26 protein-coding genes are annotated in these 26,597 nt (G+C 43.9%); 16 read left to right on the top strand and 10 right to left on the bottom strand.

Translation table 11 applies throughout. The features are described from left to right. Positions 1-70 precede the first annotated feature (70 nt). Positions 71-1,423 carry a lysine-sensitive aspartokinase 3 gene (gene lysC, locus MS_RS07375; RefSeq protein WP_011200781.1) on the top strand — a complete coding sequence of 451 codons (1,353 nt, stop codon included), beginning with the start codon at positions 71-73 and terminating at the stop codon, positions 1,421-1,423. A gap of 75 nt (positions 1,424-1,498) precedes the next feature. Here lysC and MS_RS07370 read toward each other — a convergent pair whose 3' ends face one another. Continuing rightward, positions 1,499-2,440 carry a sugar ABC transporter substrate-binding protein gene (locus MS_RS07370; protein ID WP_011200780.1) on the bottom strand — a complete coding sequence of 314 codons (942 nt, stop codon included), beginning with the start codon at positions 2,438-2,440 and terminating at the stop codon, positions 1,499-1,501. A 162-nt stretch (positions 2,441-2,602) separates the two neighbouring features. On the opposite strand from MS_RS07370, the gene MS_RS07365 reads away from it, so the two are divergent. The 3 genes from MS_RS07365 to MS_RS07355 are packed head-to-tail and all read left to right on the top strand — an operon-like array spanning position 2,603 to position 6,593. Next, a complete protein-coding gene (locus MS_RS07365) occupies positions 2,603-4,090 on the top strand; it encodes a sugar ABC transporter ATP-binding protein (protein ID WP_041639886.1) in 1,488 nt (495 codons plus the stop codon). Between the two features lie 15 nt (positions 4,091-4,105). Next, a complete protein-coding gene (locus tag MS_RS07360; RefSeq protein ID WP_011200778.1) occupies positions 4,106-5,134 on the top strand; it encodes an ABC transporter permease in 1,029 nt (342 codons plus the stop codon). Positions 5,135-5,138: 4 nt separating this feature from the next. Further along, positions 5,139-6,593, top strand: coding sequence for an FGGY-family carbohydrate kinase (locus tag MS_RS07355; protein WP_011200777.1), 1,455 nt, complete (start codon positions 5,139-5,141; stop codon positions 6,591-6,593). A 90-nt stretch (positions 6,594-6,683) separates the two neighbouring features. On the opposite strand, the gene dhaM is transcribed toward MS_RS07355, so the two are convergent. Genes dhaM through dhaK form a run of 3 tightly spaced genes read right to left on the bottom strand, consistent with a single transcriptional unit; the run spans position 6,684 to position 8,820 of the window. Continuing rightward, the gene (gene dhaM, locus MS_RS07350) at positions 6,684-7,094 is read right to left on the bottom strand and encodes a dihydroxyacetone kinase phosphoryl donor subunit DhaM (protein ID WP_011200776.1); all 411 of its coding nucleotides are present in this window, start codon (positions 7,092-7,094) and stop codon (positions 6,684-6,686) included. A gap of 8 nt (positions 7,095-7,102) precedes the next feature. Then, positions 7,103-7,729: a dihydroxyacetone kinase subunit DhaL gene (gene dhaL / locus MS_RS07345; RefSeq protein WP_011200775.1), complete on the bottom strand. Its 627-nt coding sequence runs from the start codon at positions 7,727-7,729 to the stop codon at positions 7,103-7,105. Between the two features lie 20 nt (positions 7,730-7,749). Beyond that, a complete protein-coding gene (gene dhaK / locus MS_RS07340) occupies positions 7,750-8,820 on the bottom strand; it encodes a dihydroxyacetone kinase subunit DhaK (protein ID WP_011200774.1) in 1,071 nt (356 codons plus the stop codon). A gap of 259 nt (positions 8,821-9,079) precedes the next feature. Here dhaK and MS_RS07335 point away from each other — a divergent pair, with 259 nt between their 5' ends. From MS_RS07335 to MS_RS07320, 4 genes are all read left to right on the top strand, one after another. Next, on the top strand, positions 9,080-9,763 hold the full coding sequence (locus MS_RS07335; RefSeq protein ID WP_011200773.1) for a trimeric intracellular cation channel family protein: 684 nt from the start codon (positions 9,080-9,082) through the stop codon (positions 9,761-9,763). 8 nt (positions 9,764-9,771) lie between these two features. After that, positions 9,772-11,031 (top strand): glutamate-5-semialdehyde dehydrogenase, encoded by a 1,260-nt coding sequence (gene proA / locus MS_RS07330; protein ID WP_011200772.1) that lies wholly within the window; start codon positions 9,772-9,774, stop codon positions 11,029-11,031. Between the two features lie 128 nt (positions 11,032-11,159). After that, the gene (locus MS_RS07325) at positions 11,160-11,474 is read left to right on the top strand and encodes an IS3 family transposase (protein ID WP_011200156.1); all 315 of its coding nucleotides are present in this window, start codon (positions 11,160-11,162) and stop codon (positions 11,472-11,474) included. Continuing rightward, positions 11,462-12,298 carry an IS3 family transposase gene (locus tag MS_RS07320; protein ID WP_157847505.1) on the top strand — a complete coding sequence of 279 codons (837 nt, stop codon included), beginning with the start codon at positions 11,462-11,464 and terminating at the stop codon, positions 12,296-12,298. Before MS_RS07325 ends, MS_RS07320 begins: the two co-directional genes overlap by 13 nt. A gap of 552 nt (positions 12,299-12,850) precedes the next feature. On the opposite strand, the gene MS_RS07315 is transcribed toward MS_RS07320, so the two are convergent. Then, entirely contained in the window at positions 12,851-13,591 is a 741-nt protein-coding gene (locus MS_RS07315; protein ID WP_011200771.1) for an epoxyqueuosine reductase QueH, read from the bottom strand. Positions 13,592-13,651: 60 nt separating this feature from the next. After that, on the bottom strand, positions 13,652-14,623 hold the full coding sequence (ispB, locus tag MS_RS07310; RefSeq protein WP_041640219.1) for an octaprenyl diphosphate synthase: 972 nt from the start codon (positions 14,621-14,623) through the stop codon (positions 13,652-13,654). 255 nt (positions 14,624-14,878) lie between these two features. Between ispB and rplU the strand changes: the two genes are divergently transcribed. The 6 genes from rplU to rfbB all read left to right on the top strand — a co-directional run bounded on the left by rplU (position 14,879) and on the right by rfbB (position 19,805). Further along, positions 14,879-15,190 (top strand): 50S ribosomal protein L21, encoded by a 312-nt coding sequence (gene rplU, locus MS_RS07305; protein WP_011200769.1) that lies wholly within the window; start codon positions 14,879-14,881, stop codon positions 15,188-15,190. Positions 15,191-15,210: 20 nt separating this feature from the next. Beyond that, positions 15,211-15,468 (top strand): 50S ribosomal protein L27, encoded by a 258-nt coding sequence (rpmA, locus tag MS_RS07300; RefSeq protein WP_005760959.1) that lies wholly within the window; start codon positions 15,211-15,213, stop codon positions 15,466-15,468. 150 nt (positions 15,469-15,618) lie between these two features. Further along, positions 15,619-16,545, top strand: a complete 927-nt coding sequence (locus tag MS_RS07295) for a DMT family transporter (protein ID WP_011200767.1) — start codon at positions 15,619-15,621, stop codon at positions 16,543-16,545. Continuing rightward, positions 16,545-17,465, top strand: coding sequence for a DMT family transporter (locus tag MS_RS07290; RefSeq protein ID WP_011200766.1), 921 nt, complete (start codon positions 16,545-16,547; stop codon positions 17,463-17,465). Before MS_RS07295 ends, MS_RS07290 begins: the two co-directional genes overlap by 1 nt. Before the next feature lie 6 nt (positions 17,466-17,471). After that, the gene (gene cgtA, locus MS_RS07285) at positions 17,472-18,644 is read left to right on the top strand and encodes an Obg family GTPase CgtA (protein WP_011200765.1); all 1,173 of its coding nucleotides are present in this window, start codon (positions 17,472-17,474) and stop codon (positions 18,642-18,644) included. A gap of 96 nt (positions 18,645-18,740) precedes the next feature. Continuing rightward, the gene (gene rfbB, locus MS_RS07280; protein WP_011200764.1) at positions 18,741-19,805 is read left to right on the top strand and encodes a dTDP-glucose 4,6-dehydratase; all 1,065 of its coding nucleotides are present in this window, start codon (positions 18,741-18,743) and stop codon (positions 19,803-19,805) included. A 47-nt stretch (positions 19,806-19,852) separates the two neighbouring features. Here the strand turns inward: rfbB and mnmC are convergent, their stop codons facing one another. Next, the gene (gene mnmC, locus MS_RS07275; protein ID WP_011200763.1) at positions 19,853-21,871 is read right to left on the bottom strand and encodes a bifunctional tRNA (5-methylaminomethyl-2-thiouridine)(34)-methyltransferase MnmD/FAD-dependent 5-carboxymethylaminomethyl-2-thiouridine(34) oxidoreductase MnmC; all 2,019 of its coding nucleotides are present in this window, start codon (positions 21,869-21,871) and stop codon (positions 19,853-19,855) included. 217 nt (positions 21,872-22,088) lie between these two features. Between mnmC and fabB the strand changes: the two genes are divergently transcribed. Beyond that, on the top strand, positions 22,089-23,309 hold the full coding sequence (fabB, locus tag MS_RS07270) for a beta-ketoacyl-ACP synthase I (protein ID WP_011200762.1): 1,221 nt from the start codon (positions 22,089-22,091) through the stop codon (positions 23,307-23,309). 58 nt (positions 23,310-23,367) lie between these two features. On the opposite strand, the gene rimI is transcribed toward fabB, so the two are convergent. Together rimI and MS_RS07260 are read right to left on the bottom strand one after the other, a co-directional pair. Beyond that, on the bottom strand, positions 23,368-23,811 hold the full coding sequence (rimI, locus tag MS_RS07265; protein WP_011200761.1) for a ribosomal protein S18-alanine N-acetyltransferase: 444 nt from the start codon (positions 23,809-23,811) through the stop codon (positions 23,368-23,370). Between the two features lie 3 nt (positions 23,812-23,814). Then, the gene (locus MS_RS07260) at positions 23,815-24,225 is read right to left on the bottom strand and encodes a DNA polymerase III subunit psi (protein ID WP_011200760.1); all 411 of its coding nucleotides are present in this window, start codon (positions 24,223-24,225) and stop codon (positions 23,815-23,817) included. A 183-nt stretch (positions 24,226-24,408) separates the two neighbouring features. Here MS_RS07260 and rsmC point away from each other — a divergent pair, with 183 nt between their 5' ends. Further along, the gene (gene rsmC, locus MS_RS07255; RefSeq protein WP_011200759.1) at positions 24,409-25,410 is read left to right on the top strand and encodes a 16S rRNA (guanine(1207)-N(2))-methyltransferase RsmC; all 1,002 of its coding nucleotides are present in this window, start codon (positions 24,409-24,411) and stop codon (positions 25,408-25,410) included. Between the two features lie 79 nt (positions 25,411-25,489). Here rsmC and fbpC read toward each other — a convergent pair whose 3' ends face one another. Beyond that, entirely contained in the window at positions 25,490-26,545 is a 1,056-nt protein-coding gene (gene fbpC, locus MS_RS07250) for a ferric ABC transporter ATP-binding protein (RefSeq protein ID WP_011200758.1), read from the bottom strand. Between the last annotated feature and the right edge of the window lie 52 nt (positions 26,546-26,597).

The following is a 26,597-nucleotide window of genomic DNA, read 5'->3' as shown; positions in this document are numbered from 1 at the left end:
ATTATAGTTAAGTCGTTATTTCTATTGAAACACAACATTATTTATCTTTTATTATATTGAGGATGTATTTATGGCTAATCTTTCAGTCGCTAAATTTGGTGGCACAAGTGTGGCAAATTATGCCGCCATGACAGCTTGTGCAAAAATTGTGATCGCCGATCCGAATACAAGAGTGGTCGTTCTTTCGGCTTCTGCGGGAGTAACAAATTTATTAGTCGCTTTAGCAAATGGTTGCGAAGCAACGCAACGAGCTAAATTATTAGCCGAAGTGCGTCAAATCCAGGAAAATATTTTAAACGAACTGAAGGATGCCGGCACCGTTCGTCTTGAAATTGAAGAATTACTGACTAATATCGAATATTTGGCGGAAGCGGCAAGTTTAGCTACATCATCAGCCTTAACCGACGAATTAATCAGCCACGGCGAAATGATGTCGACTAAAATTTTTGTTCAAGTGTTACGTGAATTAAACGCACAGGCAACTTGGGTTGACGTGCGTACCGTCGTTGCAACAAACAGCAATTTCGGTAAAGCGGCGCCTGATGACGAACAAACTCAAAAAAATAGCGACAATGTGTTAAAACCGTTGATTGACCGCGGTGAATTGGTAATTACCCAGGGTTTTATCGGGCGCGATCCTAACGGTAAAACAACCACTTTAGGACGCGGCGGTTCGGATTATTCCGCCGCATTAATTGCCGAAGTATTAAATGCCAAAGACGTATTAATCTGGACCGATGTGGCAGGTATTTATTCAACGGATCCCCGTATTGTTCCGAATGCGCAACGCATTGACACCATGAGCTTTGCGGAAGCGGCGGAAATGGCGACTTTTGGCGCGAAAGTGCTACACCCGGCGACATTATTGCCGGCGGTGCGTAGTAACATTCCGGTTTATGTGGGCTCAAGTAAGGCGCCGGAACAAGGCGGTACATGGGTAACCCGCGATCCTCAACCTCGCCCGACGTTCCGCGCTATAGCTTTGCGCCGCGATCAGACGTTATTAACCTTATCAAGTTTAAATATGTTGCATGCGCAAGGTTTTTTAGCCAACGTATTCAACATTTTGGCAAAACACAAAATTTCAGTGGATACGATCACTACTTCGGAAGTCAGTGTTGCGTTAACCTTGGATAAAACCGGTTCGGCTTCTTCCGGTGCGGAATTGTTATCAAGCGATTTATTAAATGAACTCAGCGAAGTTTGTACGGTAAAAGTGGACACCGGTTTGGCGCTGGTGGCATTAATAGGTAATGATCTGCATTTATCGGCGGGCATTGCGAAACGTATTTTCGGTACAATCGAAGAATACAATATTCGCATGATTAGCTACGGAGCAAGCACAAATAATATCTGTACTTTAGTGCATAGCGCCCATGCAGACGACGTCGTCCGTGCATTGCATAAAGAATTATTCGAATAATTGATATTTGAATAAACAAAAAGTGCGGTCAAAAAATTAAAAATTTTGACCGCACTTTTTAATGTATGTAATCAATTAATAATTTTTAGATTCTTCTTTGTCCACCACCACAGGATCCACGTAATATACCGGCGGAATTTCCTGTTTGTTGATTTGTTTCAACGCATGCTCAATAGCGATGGCCACTTGTTTTTTAGGCAATTGGTCAATCGTGTTTTGCATTTTGCCTTGTTTCACATATTCAATCGCCAAAGGAATACCGTCGTAACCGGAAACCAGTACTTTGCCGGCAAGTCCCGCATTTTCCACAGCGGTAACGGCGCCGATAGCCATGTTATCGTTAGCGGCGAAAATCCCGTTGATATTCGGGTTAGCGGTTAAAATGTTGGTGGTAACGGTAAGCGCCTGCTCCGTTTCCCAGTTGGCGGATTGAGACGCCACGATTTTGATATCCGGATATTCGGCGAAGGCTTTTAAGGCGCCGCCTTTACGTTGTTCGCCGTTATCCACGCCGGGAATCCCTTCCAGGATTGCTACGTTACCTTTTTTACCGATGGCTTCCGCCAGATTTTTCGCTTCCAGATAACCGCCGTTGAAATTATCCACACCAACATAATTGAATTTTAACCCGGCGGCCTCAGCGGCTTTAGCATCAAGACGTACGTCTAAATCGATGATCGGAATGCCCGCTTTTTCGGCTTTCTGGAAAGCGGGAATAAAGGCGATGGAATCATTCGGGGTGACGATGATCGCATCGACTTTTTTAGCGATCATATTTTCTACCAGGCCGACCAATTGTTCGGTGGAGTCCTCTTTTTCCGCTACTTGAACGATTAAGTCGATATTTTTCTCTTTTGCCGTTTCCTCAGCACCTTGACGCATGGAAATAAAATATTCGTTACTTAAGGTTTTCATTAACAGCGCAATTTGCGGTTTATCAGCAGCAAACGCCAAAGCCGGAAGTGCGCTGATTAATGCACTGAATTTAAAAATATTTTTTAATAACTTAGATGCCATAGAAGACTCTCCTTGATTTTGACGTAAACAAATTTGTTTCCGCTGAAACGGGATCAGTGTACCCGGATTTAATTTCTAAAACTGTGACCGTTACCCCATTTTTAACAGAAAAAATAATTTATTCTGTATTTTGTGATTTAACCGGAAGTTAGCGGAGTGAAAATGACTGATACCAATATTCTGACGCTGAAAAATATTTCAAAAAGTTTTTTCGACGTAACGGTTTTGGAAGATATCAATCTGGATATCAGATGCGGCGAGGTGCTTTGTCTGATTGGGGAAAACGGCGCAGGAAAATCCACCCTGTGTAAGATTATCGCAGGGATCTACAGCCGTGATACGGGCGAAATGCTTTATCAGGGGCAACCCTATTCCCCCACTACGGTAAAAGAAGCGCAGGAAGCGGGCATCGGCTTTATCCATCAGGAATTAATGCTGGTACCGAAACTCACGGTGATGGAAAATATTTTTCTCGGTGCGGAAAAAACCTTATCCTTCGGTCGTATGAACTGGTCGGAAATGCGTGAAAAAACCCAGCATATTATCGACGAACTGGAACTGGATATTAAACCCGACGATTTAATCGCCGATCTTTCCATTGCCCAGCAACAAATGGTAGAAATCGCCAAAGCTGTTTTCAGCGAATATAAAATCATTATTTTCGACGAACCGACATCCTCTATTTCCCGCAAAAACACGGAAGTGTTGTTCAAAATCATTCATCAGCTGAAAACCAAAAACGTGGCGATGATTTATATTTCCCACCGTCTGGAAGAATTCAAATATATTGCCGATCGCGTTACCGTACTGCGGGACGGACGTATTACCGGTACCATGCGTTACGAAGAAACTTCACCGGAAGACATTGTACGTTTAATGGTGGGACGCAAAGTGGATTTCAGCCGTTATCGCCGCGATACCGTATTTACCCAAGAAAAACTACGGGTGGAAAACATTCAAAGCAAGCATATCAGCCCGATTTCCTTTCAGGTAAACAAAGGTGAAATCTTAGGCTTTGCCGGTCTGGTAGGTGCCGGCCGGACCGAAGTTTTACGCGCCGTTTACGGGGCGGACGAAGCAACCGGCAAGATTTATATCGATCAAAAAGAAATCAGCATTCATTCACCGGAAGATGCGGTTAAACACAAAATCGGCTTTATTACCGAAGACCGTAAATCCCAAGGGTTAGTGCTTGGTATGAGTATCCGTGAAAATATCACCTTACCGATCTTGAAACGCTTCTGGAACGGTTGGCAGTTGGATAAAAAGAAAGAGCGAGAAGTGGTGGAAGCCAACCGCAGCAAGTTGCATATCGTATCCAAGGATCAGGAACAGCAGACTAAAACCCTGTCGGGCGGTAATCAACAAAAAGTGATTTTAGCCCGTTGGCTGGAAAGCGGCGTGGATATTCTGTTTTTTGACGAACCGACGCGCGGTATCGATATCGGCGCCAAGTCGGAAATCTATGACTTAATGCGGCAGTTTACCGAAAACGGCGGAACCATTGTGATGGTATCGTCTGATTTGCCGGAACTCATCACCATTTCCGATCGCGTCATCGTGATGCGTAACGGCGAAAAAGTAAAAGAAATCGCCAATCGCGACGACATTACGGAAGAAAATTTAATGCATGCCATGATCGGTATTTAAAATAAGGATAATTTTATGTTTTCATTTAAAAAATTAATATCCAAACTGGGAATCGGATTAGTCTTGTTATTTATGATTATAGGCATGTCTCTGACCTCTCAGGCGTTTTTATCCACCAATAATATCTTCAATATTTTATTGCAGGTTTCCGTCATTTGCGTGATTTCCGTGGGGATGACCTACGTTATTCTCACCGGCGGAATCGATTTGTCCGTAGGTTCCATCGTGGCGTTAAGTGCGGTTTGTCTGGGGCTGTTTACCCATTGGGGAGTGGCATGGCTTGGCGAAAATCCGTCACAAGGCGCATTGCTGGCTGTGGTGTTACTGTCCATTGTTGGAGCCGTTCTGGTCGGTGCCTTATGCGGCTATGTGAACGGCGTGGTGATTGTATACGGCAAAGTTACCTCGTTTATCACCACCCTCGGTATGATGGGGATCGCACGCGGCCTGGCGTTAACCTTATCCGACGGTAAAACCATTTATAATTTCCCCGAACAACTGCGTTTTTTCGGTAACGGACGTCTTGCGGTGACGGAAAATTTCAGTATTCCGATTCCGGTGATTATCGCCCTTATCGTCGTCTTAATCAGTTTCTATGTGTTAACTCAAACCGTGTTCGGTCGCCAGATTTACGCCCTCGGCGGTAATCGCGAAGCGGTACGGTTGTCCGGTATTAACGTGAATAAGTTGGAAATCAAAACCTATGTGATTAACGGCGCCTTGGCGGCCGTCGGCGCGGTTATTCTGGTGGGGCGTTTAAACGCCGCACAACCTATTGCCGGTACGGGTTATGAGCTGGATGCCATTGCCGCAACGGTAATCGGCGGTACCAGTCTGATGGGCGGTGTGGGTTCGGTGGTCAGCACCTCTATCGGGGCGCTTATTATGGGGGTTCTGCAAAACGGTTTGACCCTATTGAACGTAACCTCTTATCTGCAACGCTTGATTATCGGTATGGTAATTATTCTTGCGGTATTCCTCGACCAATTACGACGCGGCGAAGTATCTACCGGCGGTTTGAGACGTATTTTCTTCAGAGAATAACAGCATGAACTATTATTTAGGCATTGACTGCGGCGGAACCTTTATCAAGGCCGCGCTATTTGACGAAAACGGTAATATCCGGGCCTGCGAGCGCGAAAACGTCGCTGTTATCAGTGAGCAATCGGGCTATGCCGAGCGGGATATGCCCGAATTATGGCAAGCCTGTGCCGAAGTTATCCGACGTACCGTAAAATCGAGCGAAATTCCGCCGCACTTGATCAAAAGCGTCGGCATTTCGGCGCAGGGTAAAGGCGCTTTTTTGCTGGATAAAGATAAGCGACCACTGGGCCGGGCTATTTTATCTTCCGATCAGCGTTCGCTGCCAATCGTTAAACGCTGGCAGGCGGAAGGATTGGAACAACAAATCTATCCTATATCCCGTCAAAGTTTGTGGACGGGTCACCCCGTTTCCATTTTACGCTGGCTGAAGGAAAACGACGTTCCTCGCTATGATCAAATCCGCCACCTGCTGATGTCTCACGATTATCTGCGTTTTTGCCTGACCGGCGAATTATATTGCGAAGAAAGCAATATTTCTGAAAGCAATCTGTACAACATGGCGACGGGGCAATACGAGCCGCAATTGGCGCACCTGCTCGGTATTGAAGAAATTATGGATAAATTGCCGCCCATCGTCAAAGCCAACCAAATCGCCGGTTTTGTTACGGAACAGGCGGCGCAGGCATGCGGTTTAACGGCGGGAACGCCGGTAGTGGGCGGCGTATTTGATGTCACGGCGATGACCTTGTGCCTTGCCGATAATCAACCGCACAAACTCAATGTAGTCTTGGGTACCTGGTCCATTGTTACGGGTATTTCCAATGAAATTGACGATAAACAGGCGTTACCTTTCGCCCACGGTCGTTACGTGGAAGCGGGCAAATTTCTGATACAGGAAGCAAGTCCCACTTCCGCCGGCAATCTGGAATGGTTCGTTAAACAGTGGAAGCTGGATTATCAGCAGATAAATCAAATGGTCGCCGCCCTTCCGCCGGCACAAAGTGCGGTCATTTTTTTACCGTTTTTGTACGGTACCAATGCCAAATTAGGCATGACCGCCGGATTCTACGGCATGCAGGCACATCACAGTCAAGCTCATTTGTTACAGGCGGTTTACGAGGGCGTGTTGTTCAGTCTGATGATCCATTTGGAACGCATGTGTCAACGTTTCCCGCAGGTGCAAACGCTGCGCGTCACCGGCGGACCGGCAAAATCCGCCGTCTGGCTGCAAATGCTGGCGGATCTGACAGGTAAAACCCTGGAAATACCGGAAGTGGAAGAAATCGGTTGTCTGGGTGCCGCATTAATGGCGGCGGAAGGAGTTAACGGCGACAGCCTTGCGCTAAAACAACATCAGGCGTTGCGCGTCATTCAGCCGAATCCCGCCAATTTCGACGCTTATCAACACAAATACCGACAATATCGGAAACTGACGAAGTTACTGGAACAAATGGCGTAATGGCATGAAATATTAAGGATAACCGCACTAAAAAGTGCGGTTGTTTTTTGAAGTGTTTAAAAACTTTGTGATTTTTGACCGCACTTTTTACTATTTGTTTTCCTGTTGTAATTTCAAATCGCCTGCGGCTTTTGCCTCGGCTAGTACGGTTTGTAAATCGTCTCCGGTAGAAGCGGAAACGGCGGCGGCTAATGCGCCTTCGACAAGAGGCGCATAGCTTATTGCCACTTTTTCGGCAATTTCCGGATCCAGCAAATCTAATGCGGTTTCCGCACTTAAAATGGCGCTGCCCAAGTCAACCAGAATGACTACGCCGTCGGCGCTGAATACCTCTTCGATTGCGCTCATGATTTTTACCGCATCGGTGCCGATTGGGTTTTCTTCATCGTCGATACCGGCGGCTACGGCGATTTTGCAACCGCCGGTTACCATTTGACCCGCCAATTCGGCAACGCCGTCGGCCAGTTTTTTGCTATGTGAAACAATAACCAGATTAACCATAATCTCTCCTATTTCACCGCATTATATAAGGCTTCGAGCATATAAGTGGTGGACGTGGCGCCCGGATCCTGATGCCCGGCGCTACGTTCCGCCAAATAGCTGGCACGCCCTTTTTTAGCGATAAGCGGAATAGTCGCCTGCAAGGAAATATTGGCTTTTTCGACCGCACTTTTCAATAGCGCATCAAGAGGTTGATTACCGTCCTCCTGTTCCAGCTGGTTGACAACCGGCAGCCATACATCGCACATGGTTTTGTCGCCGAGTTCGGCATGCCCGCGCGAAACAATACCGGCAACGCCGTCTTTTAGCACTTGAACGAGTTCTTCAAAAGAAATTTCTTCTTTTCCGACCGCACTTTGCGCCCCCTTAATGAAAAAAGTACCGTAAAGCGGACCGCTTGCGCCGCCCACTTGCGAAAGCAAAGTCATACCGACGTTTTTTAAAATCGTCCCGATATCTTTATCTTTGATAGTCGGAAGTTTATCCATTACTTTACTGAAACCCCGTTGCATATTCAGCCCGTGGTCGCCGTCGCCGATTGCCGTGTCTAATTCGGTCAGATAATCCCGACGTTCGTTGAATGTCCGATTGCAATTTTCCAGCCATTGTAAAATTTGTTGTTTGGTTAAAGCCATATACTTCTCCTTGCTTTAAACTATTTTCCCCAACGCAATGCCGGCGTATTTACCGGTGCGTCCCAAAGCGAAAGAATTTCATCATCCACTTTCAATAGGGTGACGGACATGCCCTGCATATCTAATGAGGTACAGTAAGAACCGATTAGGTTGCGTTCAATGGTCAAGCCGAATTTTTCACAACATTCGGTTAATTTGTTATATACGCCGTATAATTCGGAAAGCGGAACGGATCCTAAATTATTCACCAAGGCAATAACGCGATCGCCCGGTTGCAGGGCTTGTTTTTGTTCGGTTACTTCATTCCATTGATTGGCTTGGCAATCCCAGCGGCGCATTTTGCGCTCGTAGTTGCCGTTTTCAATTATGGTGTCGAACATTTGTTGAACGGTTTTATCCAGATTTTCGAAAGGACGGCGTTCAATGCCGGGTTCGCCGTGAATACCTACGCCGAATTCCATTTCGTTTTCGGCTAAGGTAAATGAAGGTTTACCGGCCGCCGGTACGGTGCAGGCACCTAATGCGATGCCGAGAGAATGCCCTTGATTATTGAGTTTGTAACCAAGTTCCGCCAATTGGTTGAGGTTGTAGCCTTTATCGGCGGCGGCACCTAATAATTTTTCCATAATAACGGTGTTGGCGACGCCGCGACGACCGGCTGTGTATAAACTATCTTTTACCGCCACATCATCATCAACTAAAACCGTTGCCACCTGATTGCCCATATCCGCTAACAGTTCCGTAGCCGTTTCGAAATTTAATACGTCGCCGGTATAATTTTTTATCAGCAACAAAACGCCTTCGCCGCTATCAACCGCCATGGCGCATTCCATCATTTGATCCGGTGTCGGCGAGGTGAAAATTGCCCCCGGGCAAGCGCCGTCTAACATACCTTCACCCACAAAACCTGCGTGCATCGGTTCATGGCCGCTACCGCCGCCGGAAATAATTGCGACTTTACCCGCTACCGGCGCATCGGCACGGCGAACATAAACGGGTTCGGTATTTAATACTAATTGAGGATGAGACTTTGCCAATCCTTGTAATTGTTCGTCAAGGACGGTTTCAACGGAGTTAATGAGTTTTTTCATACCATATCTTCCTTCATTACTGGTTTAAGATGAAGAGACTATAAGCGAAAGAGAAAAATAATTCTGTTAGCGGTATCACAAAATAAGAAAATGAGCGAAAAGGAAAATAAAATGGCGATATTACAGACAATTTGTCGTTTCTAATTAGCGCCTTTTAATTTTATGAATACGGTTTAAATTATTGTGTTTTAACGCTACATAATACGTCGTATTTCAGCTAGAATGTGTTTCTCTTTTTCCGCTTAAAAATAAAAAAATTATGTTATTAGAGGTTCTTTTTTATATCGGGCTTATCGTCGAAGCGATGACCGGCGCGCTTTCTGCCGGACGGGAGAAAATGGATATTTTCGGGGTGATCGTGATTGCATTTATGCCGGCGTTAGGGGGCGGTTTAATGCGGGATATTATTCTCGGCAATTACCCGGTAAATTTTATCGCCAACCCTCATTGGGTGTTAATTGTAGCGGTTACTGCGCTTGCAACTATATTTATTGCACCTTTAATTACTCACTTTAACCGTTCGTTTCGGACGGTTTTTCTTGTGTTAGACGGGCTGGGGCTGATTTTATTTTCTATTTTTGGTACGCAAATTGCGTTAGAAATGGGGTTTGGTTTGACAGTTGCTTCCATTTCGGCGATTTTAACCGGTGCCTTTGGCGGTGTATTGCGAGATATTTTATGTAACCGGATCCCGTTAATTTTCCAAAAAGAACTTTATGCCTTTATTGCCTTTTTTACCGCTTGTCTCTATATTGGATTACAGCATTTAGGGTTATCAATTAATTTAACCGTAATGATTACGCTGACGGTCGGATTTATTTTCCGCTTGCTCGCCATTTATTTCAGTTGGGGATTCCCGGTATTTGATTATCATGAAGAAGAAATGTCGCCGAAAGAAATAATGCCGAGATTGCCGAAAAGACGTAAATATAAAGAAAAATAGAGGTTTTTATGACAGATTTAATTCAAATGGGAAAGCAGGCTAAACAAGCGGCTTTTGCACTTTCTCAACTTTCCCAACAAGAGAAAAACCACGCTTTGGCATTAATCGCTGAACGGTTGGAAGCTCAACAGGAACGCATTTTAGCGGAAAACGCCAAGGATATTCAGGCGGCCCGGGAAAACGGTTTATCCGAATCCATTATTGATCGTCTGCTGTTAACAAAAGAGCGTTTGACCGGCATTGCCGATGATGTCCGCCATGTGATTTCCTTAGCGGATCCGGTCGGCAAAATTATTGACGGCGGCGTGTTGGACAGCGGTTTGAAGTTAGAACGAATCCGTACTCCGCTGGGTGTTATCGGCACGATTTATGAAGCCCGTCCGAATGTGACTATTGATGTGGCGAGTCTTTGCCTGAAAACCGGCAATGCGGTGATCCTGCGCGGCGGAAAGGAAACGCAGCATTCCAATAAAATTTTAGTGGAAGTGATACAAAATGCCTTGCAACAGGCAGGGCTACCAGAAATGGCGGTACAGGCGATTACCGATCCTGATCGTGCACTGGTTATGGAATTACTGCATTTAGATAAATATGTGGACATGATTATTCCCCGCGGCGGTGCCGGATTACAGGCGCTTTGCCGGGATAACTCCAGCATTCCGGTGATTGTCGGCGGCATCGGTGTTTGTCATATTTTTGTGGAACAAAGTGCGGATCAAGACCGATCGCTGGCGGTGATTGAAAACGCGAAAACGCAACGCCCAAGTACTTGTAATACGGTTGAAACCTTATTGGTGCAAGAAAGTATCGCCGAAGAATTTTTGCCGAAACTTGCCCGCCGATTGAAAACAAAAGAGGTAAAATTTCATGCGGATTCTACCGCACTTTCTATTTTGCAAGGCGTAAGTGCCGATGTTAAGCCGGTAACCGAGCAACAGTTACGTAACGAATGGCTGACTTATGATTTGAACGTGGTTATCGTAAAAGGCATTGAGGAAGCGGTTGAACATATTCGGGAATACGGCAGTGAGCATTCGGAGAGTATTTTAACGGAGTCGCAAAAACTCGCTAATCAGTTTGTGGCGCAAGTGGATGCGGCGGCGGTTTATGTGAACGCCAGTACCAGATTTACCGACGGCGGTCAGTTCGGACTTGGCGCCGAAGTCGCCGTGAGTACGCAAAAATTGCATGCGAGAGGCCCGATGGGGTTGGAAGCATTAACTACTTATAAATGGGTTTGCGTGGGGGATTACACTTCAAGAGCCTAAGGAGTTATTTTTCCCCCCTCAGTCACTACGTGACAGCTCCCCCCAAAGGTGGGAGCGAAACTGTAGTGGTAGACTAATTCCGCAGTCCTTAATAAGTGGTAAAATAACATCACAAATGAGGAAATATTATGAGAAGAACATTTAGCGCAGAATATAAAGCTGAAGCAGTAAAATTAGTGATTGAACGAGGATATTCGGTTTCTCAAGCTTGCCGAGAGTTAGGTGTGGGTGAAACAGCACTTCGTCGCTGGATAAGTCAAGTTCAAGCGGAGCAACAAGGTTACGTTTTAGCTGGTTCAAAGCCAATTAGCCCAGAACAACAACGAATTCGAGAACTTGAAAATCGTATTAAAGAACTTGAAGAAGATAAGGCCATTTTAAAAAAGGCTACAGCGATTTTAATGTCACTCGAAAACAAAAATACCAAGTCATTACGACGTTAAAATCGCGAGGAATCAACCGGTTATGTGAACTATTTAGCGTGTCTGAAAGTGCTTACTACGCCCATTTGCGCACTGCCAAAAAGCCAGCGAAACACACAGCTTTAGCCGTTGAAATCAAGGCAATTTTTGATGCAAGCCGAAGTTCAGCAGGCAAACGAACGATTCAATCGCATTTGAAAGAGAAAGGTATTTTTGTGGGGTTGTATTTAATTCGTAAGTTAATGAATAAGCAAGGATTATTTAGTAAGCAACCGCAAAAATGGCGCAATCCTAGTAAAGGAAACAGTCAAGTTTTTGAGAATATACTAAGTCGAGAATTTACGCCTGATAGCCAAACGACCGTGCTATGTGGTGACACGACCTATATAAAAATCAATGGGATATGGTGCTATTTAGCCGTGGTAATTAATTTATTAAATCGTCAAGTCGTCGGTTGGAAGCTAAGTCGCTATCATGATAGTGAGCTGGTTAAAGATGCACTGAATCATGCGATGCTGAATATTGAACGCACGGAGCGAATGTTGTTCCATTCAGACCAAGGTAGTATTTATGGCAGTGAAATCTTTACTGATTCAGTTAAGAAACATGGGCTTACACAAAGTATGAGCCGTCGTGGTAACTGTTGGGACAATGCGCCGATGGAGCGTTGGTTTCGGAGTTTTAAATATGAATGGATGCTGAAAGGTGGTTATAGTGATTTTGAAAGTGCTGTAAATGATGTGAGAGAATATGTGATGTATTATAATCACATTCGCCCACATAGCTATAATCAAGGTCTATCTCCGATTTTAGCAAAAACAACTTATCGGAGACTGTTAAATTAGTTGACCACTACAGTGTGGCAGTTCCCTGCCCCATAAGGGTGGGAGCGAAACCTAATTTTATTTACGCAGATAAGATGGCGGCGTGACAGTTCCCCGCCCCATAAGGGTGGGAGCGAAACCTAATTTTATTTACGCAGATAAGATGGCGACGTGACAGTTCCCCGCCCCATAAGGGTGGGAGCGAAACCTAATTCTATTTACGCAGATAAGAGGATGGCATGGCAGCTCTCATTAAAGATAAGAGCAAAATTCAAGCCTATTTGCGCAGATAAGGCGGTGATAGCTTCCATAAAAGGCGGGCACAAAATCCGAGGTGATATTTAATTCATTTTTTATATGTCACTAAATCGAATTTCGCCAAATTTTTACCGCACTTTATAAAAATATCGTTCTCGGATAGCGCGTGTTTCCGACGTGTTCTCACGTATCAAACTTATTAGAAAACCGTGCTATCGTATAGCACACTTATTGACAGAATAATTAACTCAATTGGAATATCAAATTCGCTCCCACCTTTATGGGGGGAGCTGTCACGTAGTCACTGAGGGGGGCTTATTCATCAACGGAATAATAAACCGTACCGATTTCGATTTTGCCCAAACCTCTGGACTCCCGCCATTTATTGGTATCCCGTAATGAATATACGCAACCGCAGTATTCCTGTTTATAAAAACGTTCTTCTTTTCGCAGTTTGTCGGAACGTGCGGAACCGCCGTCTTTACGCCAGTTGAAATCCCAGAAAATTACGTCTTCATATCGGGCGGCGGCACGTCTACCGCAATCATAAACCTGTTCCTGATTTTTCCAGCGTGAAATGCCGAGGCTGGTGGCGATCACCGGAAATCTGTTTTCATGGGCATAAAGTGCGGTACGTTCCAGTCGCATATCGAAACATTTGGTGCATCGGGCGCCGCGTTCCGGTTCATGTTCCAGTCCTTTGGTACGTTTGAACCATTCGTCGCGATCATAATCCGCATCAATAAAAGGAATATTATTTTTATCCGCAAAGCGTTTGTTTTCATCTTTTCGGATTAAATATTCGCGATGAGGGTGAATATTCGGGTTGTAGAAGAAGATTGTAAATTGCACGTCAGAAGCTTTCACCGCAGCGATTATTTCACCGGAACAAGGCGCGCAGCAAGTGTGCAGCAAAAGTTTATTGTGCCCTTCGGGCAGTTCAAGTTTAGGACGCACATAAGGGGCGTTCGGATCTTTCCGCGCTTTTTGTTTTTTTTGTGAAATTCGCTGAAAATTTACCGCACTTTTCACAATTTCATTAATATCGTCTGTCATAAGGTTTCACTAAATAGCTAAAATAGAAAAGGACACAAATTGTGTCCTACGGATAAAAAATTAGTAGGCTCGATCGACCGAAAGATAAGCAAGGGAAATCATTGCTCGTTTGTAAATGTTGTCAGGTAACGGCGCAAGGGCGTCAACCGCTTTTTGCGCTTCCTGTTTGGCATGTTCCATTGCATAATCCAGAGATTTATGTTCGTGCATAATTGTCAGGACTTCATCTAAGGCATCACGATTACCTCCTTGCAAAATGATATTGCGGATAAGCTCGGCTTGTTGCGGGTTGCCGTGGCGCATTGCGTGTAGCAACGGCAGTGTCGGTTTGCCTTCGGCTAAATCGTCACCGATGTTTTTACCTAAGGTTGCCGCATTGGCGCTGTAATCCAGAATATCATCCACTAACTGAAACGCCGTGCCTAAATAACGGCCGTAATTTTGCAATCCTTCTTCAATTGCGGCGCCGGCATCGGCCAAAATCGCCACCGTTTGAGTGGAAACTTCAAATAAGCGGGCTGTTTTGCTGTAAATGACCTTCATATAGTTTTGCTCGGTGGTATCGGGATCACGTACGTTCATTAACTGTTGGACTTCGCCTTCCGCAATTACATTGGTCGCTGCAGACATCACCTGCAAAATGCGCAAAGAACCGAGTTCGGTCATCATTTGGAAAGAACGGGTATGCATATAATCGCCCACTAGCACACTGGCGGCATTACCGAATTCGGCATTCGCGGTAGGATTGCCGCGGCGCATATCGGATTCGTCCACCACATCATCGTGCAAAAGAGTCGCCGTATGTAAAAATTCAATAAAAGCGGCGCAGGTAATATGCTTGTTATCCTGATAATTTAAGGCTTTTGCCGCAAGGTTGGCGATCATCGGGCGAATGCGTTTTCCGCCGCTGTGAATAATATAATAGCCGAGTTGATTAATTAACGGGACGTCCGAATTGAGTTGTGCTAGAATTTCCTCGTTGACTTTTTGCATATCGTCGCTAACGAGCGCTTGGATGGTTTTTATATCCATTAAATTGTTTGTGGTGGTCATTATGCAATTCTTTATGTAATTAAATAGGAAAAGTGCGGTTGATTTTACCCGATTTTCTTTCAATTCTGAAAGCAAACAATGCAATTTTGCTCAAATAAAGAATTTTTTCATATTATTGCAAATTAGAGCTTGCTATCAAGGGAGTTTTTCCGTAGAATTTGCGACCTATTTAAATGATTTTTAATGCGCGTAAAATGCAGAGACATTATAAGCGCAAGGTATAGCGGAGTATTTATGTACGCAGTTTTCCAAAGTGGCGGTAAACAACACCGTGTAAGCGAAGGTCAAGTTGTTCGTTTAGAGAAACTTGAAAAAGCAACCGGTGAAACGGTTGAATTCGATTCAGTGTTGATGGTCGTTAACGGTGAAGATGTTAAAATTGGTGCACCAGTAGTTACTGGCGCGAAAGTAGTGGCTGAAGTTGTGGCGCAAGGTCGTGGCGATAAAATCAAAATCGTTAAATTCCGTCGTCGTAAACACAGTCGTAAACAGCAAGGTCATCGTCAGTGGTTCACAGAAGTGAAAATCACTGGGATTCAAGCATAATTTCAGAGGAGATCAAGTAGATGGCAACTAAAAAAGCTGGTGGTTCAACTCGTAACGGCCGTGATTCTGAAGCTAAACGCCTTGGTGTTAAACGTTTCGGTGGCGAATCCGTGTTAGCAGGTAGCATTATCGTTCGTCAACGTGGTACTAAATTCCATGCCGGTAGCAATGTAGGTATGGGTCGTGACCATACTTTATTTGCAACTGCAGACGGTAAAGTAAAATTTGAAGTGAAAGGCGAAAAAAGCCGTAAATACGTAAGCATCGTTACTGAATAATTAACGCGACGTATTAATTTCAAATAGATGAAATTTAAAATGCCCCACAAGTATGTGGGGCATTTTTATTGTTGACTAAAAAATACCTTCTAAAATAGTGGATTTTTACTTATAAATTAAACAGTTAACTGAAGAATTCTTCGTGAATATATGAAACAGCAACCCTTATTAGGTTTTCTATTCGGGCTGATTGCCGCCTGTATGTGGAGTTCATTACCTCTTTTTGTGCAACAGGTAGTGAAGGTTATGGATATTCAAACTTCCGTTTGGTACAGGTTTGTTTTATCTGCGGTTGGCGTACTCTTATTACTTTGTTTTAGCGGTAAATTTTTTACTTTTAAACGGATTTCGCCTAAAAATACTTTGTTACTCCTGCTTGCCATAGCGGGATTATCCGTTAATTTTTATTTGTATAATTTAGCTTTAAAGTATATTCCGCCGACAACCAGCCAAGTACTCAGTCCGTTATCTTCTTTTATGATGTTATTCGCCGGTGTATTGATTTTTAAAGAAAAAATGGCGCGTCATCAAAAGATTGGACTCGCCGTATTATCACTCGGATTAATCTTATTCTTTAATGAGCGTTTAGACGATTTTTTACAGTTGAATACTTATTTTAAAGGTGTGGTGATGGTTATTGCATCAAGTTTTGTTTGGGTGATTTATGCGATAGTACAGAAAGTATTGCTTTCTCATTTAAGTTCTCAACAAATTTTATTGATGATATATATCGGCTGTACTCTTGTTTTCTTCCCAAATGCGGACATCAAGCAAATATATCAATTAGACGGTTTTCAGCTTGTATGTCTTGTTTTTTCCGGTGTGAATACGATCATTGCCTATGGTTGCTATGCTGAAGCGTTAGATCGTTGGGAAGTGTCTAAAGTAAGCGCTATTTTAACCCAAATTCCGATTTTCACTTTATTGTTTTTCCATTTGGCGGTGATGATTGCGCCAAATTATTTTGTGGCGGTCGAACTGAATTGGATTAGCTATTTAGGGGCGTTTTGTGTTGTATCCGGGGCGATGCTATCCGCTCTTGGACATAAGCTGAAAATGTTAAAAGAGAGAGATTAATGAATCAACAACCCGTATTAGGTTTTATTTTTGCCTTAATTACCGCAATGGCATGGGGATCTTTGCCGATTGCATTACAACATGTACTGACGGTGATGGGGGCGGAGAGTATCGTTTGGTATCGATTTTTTGTCGCCTCGCTGGCATTATTTTTATTATTAGCCTGGAAGAAAAAACTGCCGGCTTTATCGCAGTTTACGTCTCGTTATTGGAAATTGTCTCTGATCGGCGTACTAGGTTTGGCGGGCAATTTCTTCTTATTTAATTCTTCATTGAATTATATTGAACCGGCGATAACACAAATTTTTATCCATTTATCTTCATTTATGATGTTGATCTGCGGCGTGTTTGTATTTAAAGAAAAACTTGGCGCTCATCAAAAAGCGGGATTGCTCATCCTGATTTTAGGATTGGGTTTATTCTTTAACGATAAATTTGACATGCTGTTCGGTTTGAATATGTATTCTACCGGAATTCTGTTAAGCGTTAGCGCCGCTGTGGTTTGGGTGGCTTACGGTATGGCGCAAAAACTTATGTCGCGGCAATTTACCGCACAACAGATTTTGCTCATTATGTACACGGGTTGCGTAATTGTATTATGTCCTTTTGCGCAATTTTCGCAGATTCAGGGGTTAAGCGGTTTTGCGTTGGGTTGTTTTATTTATTGTTGTCTAAATACGCTTATCGGTTATGGCGCTTATGCCGAAGCGTTAAATCGTTGGGATGTTTCAAAAGTCAGCGTAGTGGTTACCTTAGTGCCGCTATTTACAATCTTATTTTCCAGAATTTTACATGGGCTGGATCCCGCGCATTTTGCGATGCCCCATTTAAATACTGTTAGTTATATCGGGGCATTTGTTGTAGTATTAGGAGCAATTATCTCAGCGGTGGGATATAAATTATTTAAGTATAAAAGGTAAGAAAAGATGAAATTTATTGATGAAGCTTTAATTCGTATTGAAGCTGGTGACGGCGGTAACGGTTGCGTGAGTTTCCGCCGCGAAAAATATATCCCGAAAGGTGGGCCTGACGGTGGCGACGGTGGCGACGGCGGCGACGTTTATTTGATTGCCGATGAAAACCTCAACACCTTGATTGACTATCGTTTTGAAAAACGTTTTGCGGCGGAACGCGGAGAAAACGGGCGCAGTTCAAATTGTACAGGCCATCGCGGTAAAGATATTACGTTGCGCGTGCCGGTGGGGACGAGAGCGATTGATAACGATACGAAAGAGATTATCGGCGATTTAACTAAAAACGGCGCTAAATTATTAGTAGCGAAAGGCGGTTATCACGGTTTGGGTAATACGCGTTTTAAATCTTCCGTAAACCGCGCCCCTCGTCAAAAAACCATGGGCACGCCGGGTGAGAAACGCGATTTACAACTCGAACTGATGTTGTTAGCTGATGTAGGGATGCTGGGTTTGCCGAATGCGGGTAAATCAACTTTTATCCGTGCGGTTTCGGCTGCAAAACCGAAAGTGGCCGATTACCCGTTCACCACATTGGTGCCGAGTTTAGGGGTTGCCCGCGTTGACGCCAATCGCAGTTTCGTGGTGGCGGATATTCCCGGCTTGATTGAAGGCGCTTCCGAAGGCGCCGGCTTAGGAATTCGTTTCTTAAAACATTTAGAGCGTTGCCGCGTATTGATTCATTTAGTGGATATTGCACCGATTGATGAAAGCGATCCGGCGGACAATATCGGTATTATTGAAAGCGAATTGTTTCAATACAGCGAAAAACTGGCGGATAAGCCGCGTTGGTTGGTATTCAATAAAATCGATACCATAAGCGATGAAGAAGCAGCAAAACGGGCAAAAGACATTACCGAACGATTGGGCTGGGAAGAGGACTATTACCTTATTTCGGCGGCGACCGGTAAAAATATCCCGCAGTTAATTCGTGACATTATGGATTTCATCGAAGCGAATCCTCGTGAAGTTGAAGAGGAAGAAAAAGCGGCGGAAGAAGTGAAATTCAAATGGGATGACTATCATAACGAACAATTATCCGAACGTGGTTTTGATGACGAAGAAGATTGGGACGATGATTGGTCGGAAGAAGATGACGAAGGTGTCGAGTTCATCTATAAGCCATAGCGCTAAAAGTGCGGTGAAAATTTCAGGATTTTTCACCGCACTTTTTTATCGATAAAGATTGTTAAAATTGCCATACCAATATGAGTTGAGTTTAATATGAAAATTTTAGTAACAGGCGGAGCGGGGTTTATCGGTTCCGCATTGATTCGATACATTATTAATCAGCGGCAGGATGAGGTGATTAATCTGGATAAGCTGACTTATGCCGCAAATTTGGATTCCTTAGAGACCGTTTCTTTAAATCCGCGTTATAGTTTTGAACGGGCGGATATTTGTGATCGTGCCGCCTTAGATCGCATTTTTGCCGATCATCAGCCCGATGCAGTCATGCATTTGGCGGCGGAAAGCCATGTAGATCGATCCATTGACGGCGCCGGAATTTTTATTCAAACCAATATTGTCGGCACCTATACGCTGCTTGAAGCCGCTCGTCATTATTGGAACCGGCTGGATACCGAAAGAAAAAAAACTTTTCGTTTTCATCATATTTCCACCGATGAAGTTTATGGCGATTTAGCCGATAAAAACGCTTTATTTACGGAAGAAACGCCTTATTCGCCTTCAAGCCCTTATTCGGCCTCGAAAGCGTCCGCCGATCATTTAGTGCGGGCGTGGCATCGCACTTATGGCTTGCCGACGATTGTGAGCAATTGCTCAAATAATTACGGCCCGTTTCAGTTTCCGGAAAAACTGATTCCTTTAATGATTTTAAATGCGCTGGAAGGCAAACCTTTACCTGTTTATGGTAACGGTTTACAAATTCGCGATTGGCTGTTTGTGGAAGATCATGTGCGGGCTTTATATAAAATACTGACCGAGGGGAGAGTGGGCGAGACTTATAATATTGGCGGCAATAACGAGAAAAGCAATATAGAGGTGGTGAAAACCCTTTGTACTTTATTGGAAGAACTGGTGCCGAATAAACCCGCAGGTGTAATGAAGTATGAAGATCTGATTTGCTATGTTACCGATCGCCCGGGGCATGATCTTCGTTATGCCATTGATTCAAGCAAAATCAACCGTGAATTAGACTGGCGAGCCGAAGAAAGTTTCGAATCCGGTATGCGGAAAACTTTGCAATGGTATTTGACGAATAAATCTTGGTGGCGGCGCATTTTAAACGGTTCTTATCATTTGGAACGTTTGGGGTTAAATAACTAAGCTTGCGGATTTTTGCACCGCAAGCCTAGCATTAAGATTGGGGTAAGTTATTTTACCGGCGTGCCTTTCAATAGTTTCCGCATCCAGCTGCGGTTCGGATTCAGACAATGCAGAATATCTTCGCTTAAGGGAATCGGTTCTCCATAAATCATAGACGCCAAAATTTCGCCGAGCAACGGCGCGGAAGTTAAACCCCTTGAACCTAAAGCGCCTACCAAATAGAGATTTTCAAATACCGCCGCCTGTGGGATAAACTGTTTACGGCGGCGCAAATTAAAAATGTTACGGTACTCATCCGCTTGCCGCTCAAAGTCCGGTACATTGCCGACCAGCGGAATCCGATCGCGAACGGCACAGCGAATGCCTGTGCGGGCAAGATTATCGGCGGTGTTCACTTCTTTCGTCCAGTCTTCCGCAATATTCAGCTGAATTTTAGCCTGATTTTCTTGCTGTTCCTGCAGGCTGAAATCGCGGTCTTCACAATCCCGCACATGGCTTGCTCCGATACAGTGAAATTGTTTCGCCTGATCCGCCGGTGTGAGATAACCGTCATAACAAAGCACGGATTTTAATTTTAACAATTGGCTTGAAGTGGGAATTTGGCTCACTTGACCGCGTACCGAATAAACGGGAATGCGGGCGGTTTGGGTGAATTGTTTGAGTTTATGCCCGTTGGCAATAATTACCGTCTCATGATGAAATTGCTCGTTTTTATCGTTATGCAGAATCCAGCCCTTTTCACTTTGTGAAAGTGCGGTAATTTTTTCAAAAGTTTTTAATTTCAGACCGCACTTTTGCGCAAAGGCAAAGCCGTTTTGTACAAATTGACGGGGCGCTAACCAAGCGCCTTGTGGAATAAAGCCGCCGCCGCACGGTAATGGCAACCCCGCTTTTTCGCTTAATTCCTGTTGATTTAAAGGTTGATATAAACTTGTATCCCAATCGTAGTCAGAAATTTTCGCTAATTTGACCGCACTTTTTTCATCATAAGCGCAAAGTGCTACGCCGCAAAATTCATGTTCAAATTCAATGCCTTGTTGAATCGCCCAACGTAATTGTTGTTGCCCGTAGGCAAAAGCATGAATATAAAAACGGATATTATGAATATCGTCGTCGCTTAATTGAGGATAAAACGCCCCTTGCTTATTGCCCGAAGCGTTGAGCGCAGGCTGTTCGTCTTCACAATAAAGCGTGACATTTGCACCCCGCTGTAACAGCGAAATTGCGCTAAAAAGCGAGGAAATTCCGCCGCCGATAATGGCAATATCGGTATTTTCAGATAAGGTTGCGCTTCGAGAAAGCAACCAAGGCGTATGTACCGCCGGATTTTGTTCGGCATTCAAGGGTTTGAAGCCCTGTAAACATTCCCGTTTTTTGCCGAACCCCTTTCTTTTCTGCAAGCTGAAACCGGCGGATTCTAAACCTTTTTTCACCGCACTTGCCGCCGTAAAGGTAGCGAACGTGCCTGCCGGTTTGGTATAGCGGAACATTTGTTTATATAAATTTTCGTTCCACATTTCAGGATTTTTGCTCGGTGCAAAACCGTCTAAAAACCAGGCGTCTATTTTATTTACCATGTAATCGCCGAGTTGGGGCAGATTGTCCGCAATATCACCGAACCATAGATCCAATACGGTTTCTTCAAAATGAAAACGATAACAACCGACAATGGGTTGTAACCAGTTTTGTCGCAGTTGTTCGGCAAGGGAATTAAATTGCGGATAAGCCTGATGAGCCGATCTTAAATCGGCACAACTCATAGGATATTTTTCAAATGAAATAAAAAACAACCGTTTTAACGGGCTGTCGGGATATTGCGTCCGGAATTCTCTGAATAATGCGGTAACCGCCAAAAAGTTTAATCCGGTGCCGAATCCGGTTTCCGCGATAACAAAATGATTTTCGCCGAATTGTAACCAGCGTCGCCATAAATTATTGCCTTCCTGAAAAACATAGCGGCTTTCTTCAAGTCCGTCTGCGGTTGAAAAATAAATATCATCAAATTGCTCCGAAACGGGCGTATTGTCCCGATTAAAATGAATATGGGCGGTGGTAACTTTCAACATAGAGACAAATTTCCTTTATTTCTTACTTCATAAGCTCTTATGATACGCTTAAATCGGAATGAATACCAAAATGGCGCGAATTAGCGATTTTTTGTTTACTGGTCGTATGTTAAAATTAATACTTGCAATATTTTATATTCATAGTAAATTAGCTTTCAGCTAACAAATGTAAGTTGAAATATTTCAATGTTTCTCTTGAACAGATAAGGAAAAAATAATGAAAAGAGCAGTGATTACAGGTTTTGGTGTAATTTCAAGCATCGGTAATAATAAAGAAGAAGTTTTAGCTTCTTTAAAAGCAGGTAAATCAGGAATTGAAATCGTACCGAGTTTTGTAGAAATGGGTATGCGTAGCCATGTCGCCGGAACAGTTAAGTTAAATCCTGCCGAATTAATTGATCGTAAAATTTATCGTTTTATGGGTGATGCCGCCGCTTATGCCTACCTGTCAATGAAAGAAGCTATTGAAGATGCAGGTCTTAGCGAAGATCAGGTTTCTAATGAGCGTACGGGTCTTGTTATCGGTGCCGGTATCGGTTCGGCGCATTATCAGGTGAAAGCGGCCGATGCGGCACGCGGTTCCCGTGGTGTTAAAGCAATTGGTCCTTATGCGGTAACTAAAACCATGTCTTCAAGTGTTTCCGCTTGTTTGGCAACTCCGTTCAAAATTAAAGGCGTTAACTATTCTATCAGTTCCGCTTGTGCAACTTCGGCACATTGTATCGGTAATGCCTTTGAGTTAATTCAATTAGGTAAACAAGATATTGTTTTCGCAGGCGGTGCGGAAGAATTATCCTGGGAAGGAGCGGCACAATTCGATGCAATGGGTGCCGTTTCAACCAAATATAATGAAACCCCGGAAAAAGCGTCTCGCGCTTATGATGCGGATCGTGACGGTTTCGTTATTGCCGGCGGCGGTGCGGTTGTTGTTGTTGAAGAATTAGAACACGCTCTTGCCCGCGGTGCAAAAATTTATGCGGAAATCGTAGGCTACGGCGCGACTTCAGACGGTTACGACATGGTAGCGCCAAGCGGCGAAGGTGCGGAACGTTGCATGAAACAAGCGATGGCGAATATTGATACGCCGATCGACTATATCAACGTTCACGGTACTTCAACACCGGTTGGTGACGTGAAAGAATTAGGCGCAATCAGAAATGTATTTGGTGAAGCTAAACCGGCAATTTCTTCAACAAAATCCATGACAGGTCACTCGTTAGGTGCGGCTGGTGCGCACGAAGCGATTTATACGTTATTAATGTTACACAACGACTTTATCGCCCCAAGCATTAACATCGAAACATTAGACGAGCAGGCCGAAGGTTTAAATATCGTTACCGAAACAAAAGAAAATGCAGGTTTACAAACCGTGATGTCAAACAGCTTTGGTTTCGGCGGTACGAACGCTACATTAGTGTTCAAACGTTACGCTAAATAATCTCAAGCTTTACTAATAAAAAACTGCGGTAAAAAATACCGCAGTTTTTTTATGTACGTTATAAATATAACGCCATTACAATGGCATTTTCCCTGCCGCCGTCGGGAGTAGGGTAATAATTTTTACGAATATCCACTTCATTAAAACCTAATCGGTCATAAAGTCGTTTAGCCGTTTGATTTGACTCCCGTACTTCCAACCACAAAGTCGCCACATTTTTTTCCCGTAACCGCTTAATCAGCTCACTTAATAGGGCTTTGCCGATTCCTTGCCCCTGACAAACGGGGTCAATAGCAATATTAAATAAAGTCGCCTCATCCAACACGGTTTGGCATATAGCAAAGCCCGCAATATGATTTTGAACGGAGCTCTTAAGATTAAGATAGCGTTCCCCCTGATTGTTTTGCAGCGTACCCATTGACCATGGCACTAAATGCGCCGCTTGTTCGATTTCAAACAGGCGATCGAAATCCTCTGCCTGAATTGGTGAAATTTCAGTCATAATTTATAACGAAGTTTGAATTTGTTTCCAAAGGGCTTGTTTTGCGCGCCGATCCAGCTTTAATCGCGGCAAATCCGGCGTTTGCCAAAGAGAATTTTGTAACGTACAAAATGTCAAAGTTTGCTCGATTATCCCTTGTTCATCAGATAATAACCAATAATTAACGGGATGCTGCACCGTCAAATGCGCCGCCTGCGAAAAAGTCAAAAATAAACAATCTTGTAGCTTGATTTCGGCGCTACGTAGCACATCTTGAATAAAAAAATCACGGGCACTTAATGTGCATTCGGCAATAACCAGCAGGCGAATATGTTCTTCCACGGCGATATTTATCGCCCCTTTCAATACGTCAGGACGACGTAATTGCCATTGAGTAATCCCCAATTCCTGTAAAAGATGATCCCGTCGATTCACTTTTTTTTCCCGTAAAATTAAATTGTGGTTATTAGTCGGATTATCGGCGATATGTTATCAATCCAATCCGAACCTTGAGAATAAGTTTAAACCGGCATAATAAACTCTTCGTTTTGTTTAAGGGTTGATTTCTTATATAATGAAGCTCTTTTATTTTAACTTATCTGCTAGGAATTTTCCAAAATGATTTCTCTTGAAAGCCAGGTGCTGGAACGTCATTTGCCGCTTTTTGCCGATAAAAGCGTTTTATTGGCTGGTGGGGTGAATGACGATTTTCCGCAAAAAATTCAATCTCAATGCCGGTCGGTGAAAATATGGTCATGGTATTTTGATTATGTGAATCAGATTCAGGGAAAAAGTGCGGTGGATTTTTCCGTAATTTTTACAGGAAGGGCCGATTTAATTGTTTATTATTGGACGAAAAATAAGCAGGAAGTGCAGTTCCAGTTAATGCAGTTGCTGGCAAACGCCCCCGTCGGACAGGAAGTGCTGATCATCGGCGAGAACCGAAGCGGTGTGCGGTCGGCGGAAAAAATGCTGGCTCATTTTGGTGATATCGGCAAAATTGACAGCGCTCGCCGATGCGGATTATATCATTTTACTTTGCAAAAGCAGCCGAACTTTGAGCTTGAAAATTTTTGGAAAACTTACCGCAGTCCGCAATTAGGCGAGTTAATCGTTTATAGTTTACCGGGTGTATTCAGCGCAAATGAGTTGGATGTCGGCACTCAGCTACTGCTTTCCACAGTAAAGGATAATATTCGCGGGGATGTGCTGGATTTAGGCTGTGGCGCCGGGGTTATCGGCTCTATGATTAAATTGAAAAATCCGCCGGCTAAGGTAACGATGACCGATATTCATGCAATGGCGCTTGCTTCGGCGGAGCGAACACTGCTTGAAAACAAGTTGAGCGGGCAGGTTCTGGCAAGCGACGTCTTTTCTCATGTGGAAGGTAAATTTGATTTAATTATTTCCAATCCGCCGTTTCATGACGGTATTGATACCGCTTATCGTGCGGTCCGGGAGTTGATTAGTAATGCGAAATGGCATTTAGTGCCCGGTGGCGAATTGCGTATTGTTGCCAATGCTTTCCTGCCTTATCCCGATTTATTGGATGAGTATTTCGGCGGGCATAAGGTATTGGCGCAAACCAATAAATTCAAAGTTTATTCTGTGATTGGTTAAGGCTTTTGGAGATAAAAAAGTGCGGTGATTTTTTCAAAAGTTTTGAAATTTTCACCGCACTTTTTATTTTAGGATTAGGTTATTCTTTTTTGAGTAAGAACACGCCGTGGGAGGACAAGTGTACATAAGCCTGTTTTTGTTCCGGATTGAATACTTCCGGGTTGGCGTTAATGAGCAAATCTTGACCCGCCCAGTCCGCTACAATTTCCCAATGGTTGCCCATGTAAACGGCGGTTTTAATTGAACATTGTTGAGACGGCTCGCCGGTTTCTTTTAAGGTTACCGCTTCCGGACGAATCCCCACCAGGCAATCGCCGTTCGGCAGGTTGAATTGCTGCGCATTCGGTAGTGTAAATTGATAGCCGTTTAAGGTTACCTGGTTTCCTTGCAATTGACCGTTGAAAATACTGCTTTCACCCATGAAATTCGCAAGGAACAGCGAATTCGGTTGTTGATACAATTCTTTCGCCGGCGCTTTTTGCACGATTTTCCCTTTATTCATCACAATAACTTCATCGGATACGGCAAAGGCTTCGGTTTGGTCGTGGGTAACGTAAAGTGAAGTAATACTTAGACTTTGTTGTAATTCGCGAATTTTCTCACGCATTGAACGGCGCAGGTTAGCATCCAGGTTACTTAAAGGTTCGTCGAATAATAAGACTTTTGGTTTGAGCACTAAAGCGCGTGCCAAGGCAACACGTTGTTGTTGACCGCCTGAAATCTGATCGACAAAGCGGTCCTCAAAACCGGCTAAGTCCACTAGTTCGAGAGCTTCTCTAATGCGTTGTTTACGTTCTTCTTTAGCAATATTCTGCATGCGTAAACCGTAACCTACGTTATCGCCGATAGACATATGCGGAAATAAGGCGTAGGACTGGAACACGATACAGATATCGCGATTTTGGATGGACGATTTGGTGACGTCTTCGCCGTCAATAAAAATCTGACCGGACGTCGGATTTTCAAGACCAGCGACTAAACGCAAAATGGTAGTTTTACCACAACCGGAAGGCCCTAACAGCGTGACCATGGTTCCGCGTTTGATAACAAGATCTAAATCATCAATAACCACGGATTTGCCAAAGGTTTTGTTGATGTTTTTTAATACTAAAAAATTGTCGTTTTGATTTGTCATAATATTGTACTGCCTATATAGGGTGGGATAAGCCCCACCATTTTTATTTTTG

Origin of the sequence: [Mannheimia] succiniciproducens MBEL55E, from assembly GCF_000007745.1 — a bacterium.
GTDB lineage: Bacteria > Pseudomonadota > Gammaproteobacteria > Enterobacterales > Pasteurellaceae > Basfia > Basfia succiniciproducens.
This window is presented reverse-complemented; position numbering and strand designations above follow the sequence as displayed.

Coding starts and splice junctions, on each gene's coding strand:
- MS_RS07335 (WP_011200773.1), top strand. CDS start 9,080: ATGTTATTAGAGGTTCTTTTTTATATCGGGCTTATCGTCGAAGCGATG.
- MS_RS07295 (WP_011200767.1), top strand. CDS start 15,619: ATGAAACAGCAACCCTTATTAGGTTTTCTATTCGGGCTGATTGCCGCC.
- rplU (WP_011200769.1), top strand. CDS start 14,879: ATGTACGCAGTTTTCCAAAGTGGCGGTAAACAACACCGTGTAAGCGAA.
- dhaK (WP_011200774.1), bottom strand. CDS start 8,820: ATGAAAAAACTCATTAACTCCGTTGAAACCGTCCTTGACGAACAATTA.
- dhaL (WP_011200775.1), bottom strand. CDS start 7,729: ATGGCTTTAACCAAACAACAAATTTTACAATGGCTGGAAAATTGCAAT.
- mnmC (WP_011200763.1), bottom strand. CDS start 21,871: ATGTTGAAAGTTACCACCGCCCATATTCATTTTAATCGGGACAATACG.
- rsmC (WP_011200759.1), top strand. CDS start 24,409: ATGATTTCTCTTGAAAGCCAGGTGCTGGAACGTCATTTGCCGCTTTTT.
- rpmA (WP_005760959.1), top strand. CDS start 15,211: ATGGCAACTAAAAAAGCTGGTGGTTCAACTCGTAACGGCCGTGATTCT.
- cgtA (WP_011200765.1), top strand. CDS start 17,472: ATGAAATTTATTGATGAAGCTTTAATTCGTATTGAAGCTGGTGACGGC.
- fabB (WP_011200762.1), top strand. CDS start 22,089: ATGAAAAGAGCAGTGATTACAGGTTTTGGTGTAATTTCAAGCATCGGT.
- rimI (WP_011200761.1), bottom strand. CDS start 23,811: ATGACTGAAATTTCACCAATTCAGGCAGAGGATTTCGATCGCCTGTTT.
- MS_RS07360 (WP_011200778.1), top strand. CDS start 4,106: ATGTTTTCATTTAAAAAATTAATATCCAAACTGGGAATCGGATTAGTC.
- MS_RS07355 (WP_011200777.1), top strand. CDS start 5,139: ATGAACTATTATTTAGGCATTGACTGCGGCGGAACCTTTATCAAGGCC.
- MS_RS07315 (WP_011200771.1), bottom strand. CDS start 13,591: ATGACAGACGATATTAATGAAATTGTGAAAAGTGCGGTAAATTTTCAG.
- MS_RS07365 (WP_041639886.1), top strand. CDS start 2,603: ATGACTGATACCAATATTCTGACGCTGAAAAATATTTCAAAAAGTTTT.
- fbpC (WP_011200758.1), bottom strand. CDS start 26,545: ATGACAAATCAAAACGACAATTTTTTAGTATTAAAAAACATCAACAAA.
- dhaM (WP_011200776.1), bottom strand. CDS start 7,094: ATGGTTAATCTGGTTATTGTTTCACATAGCAAAAAACTGGCCGACGGC.
- MS_RS07325 (WP_011200156.1), top strand. CDS start 11,160: ATGAGAAGAACATTTAGCGCAGAATATAAAGCTGAAGCAGTAAAATTA.
- proA (WP_011200772.1), top strand. CDS start 9,772: ATGACAGATTTAATTCAAATGGGAAAGCAGGCTAAACAAGCGGCTTTT.
- ispB (WP_041640219.1), bottom strand. CDS start 14,623: ATGGATATAAAAACCATCCAAGCGCTCGTTAGCGACGATATGCAAAAA.
- MS_RS07290 (WP_011200766.1), top strand. CDS start 16,545: ATGAATCAACAACCCGTATTAGGTTTTATTTTTGCCTTAATTACCGCA.
- rfbB (WP_011200764.1), top strand. CDS start 18,741: ATGAAAATTTTAGTAACAGGCGGAGCGGGGTTTATCGGTTCCGCATTG.
- lysC (WP_011200781.1), top strand. CDS start 71: ATGGCTAATCTTTCAGTCGCTAAATTTGGTGGCACAAGTGTGGCAAAT.
- MS_RS07370 (WP_011200780.1), bottom strand. CDS start 2,440: ATGGCATCTAAGTTATTAAAAAATATTTTTAAATTCAGTGCATTAATC.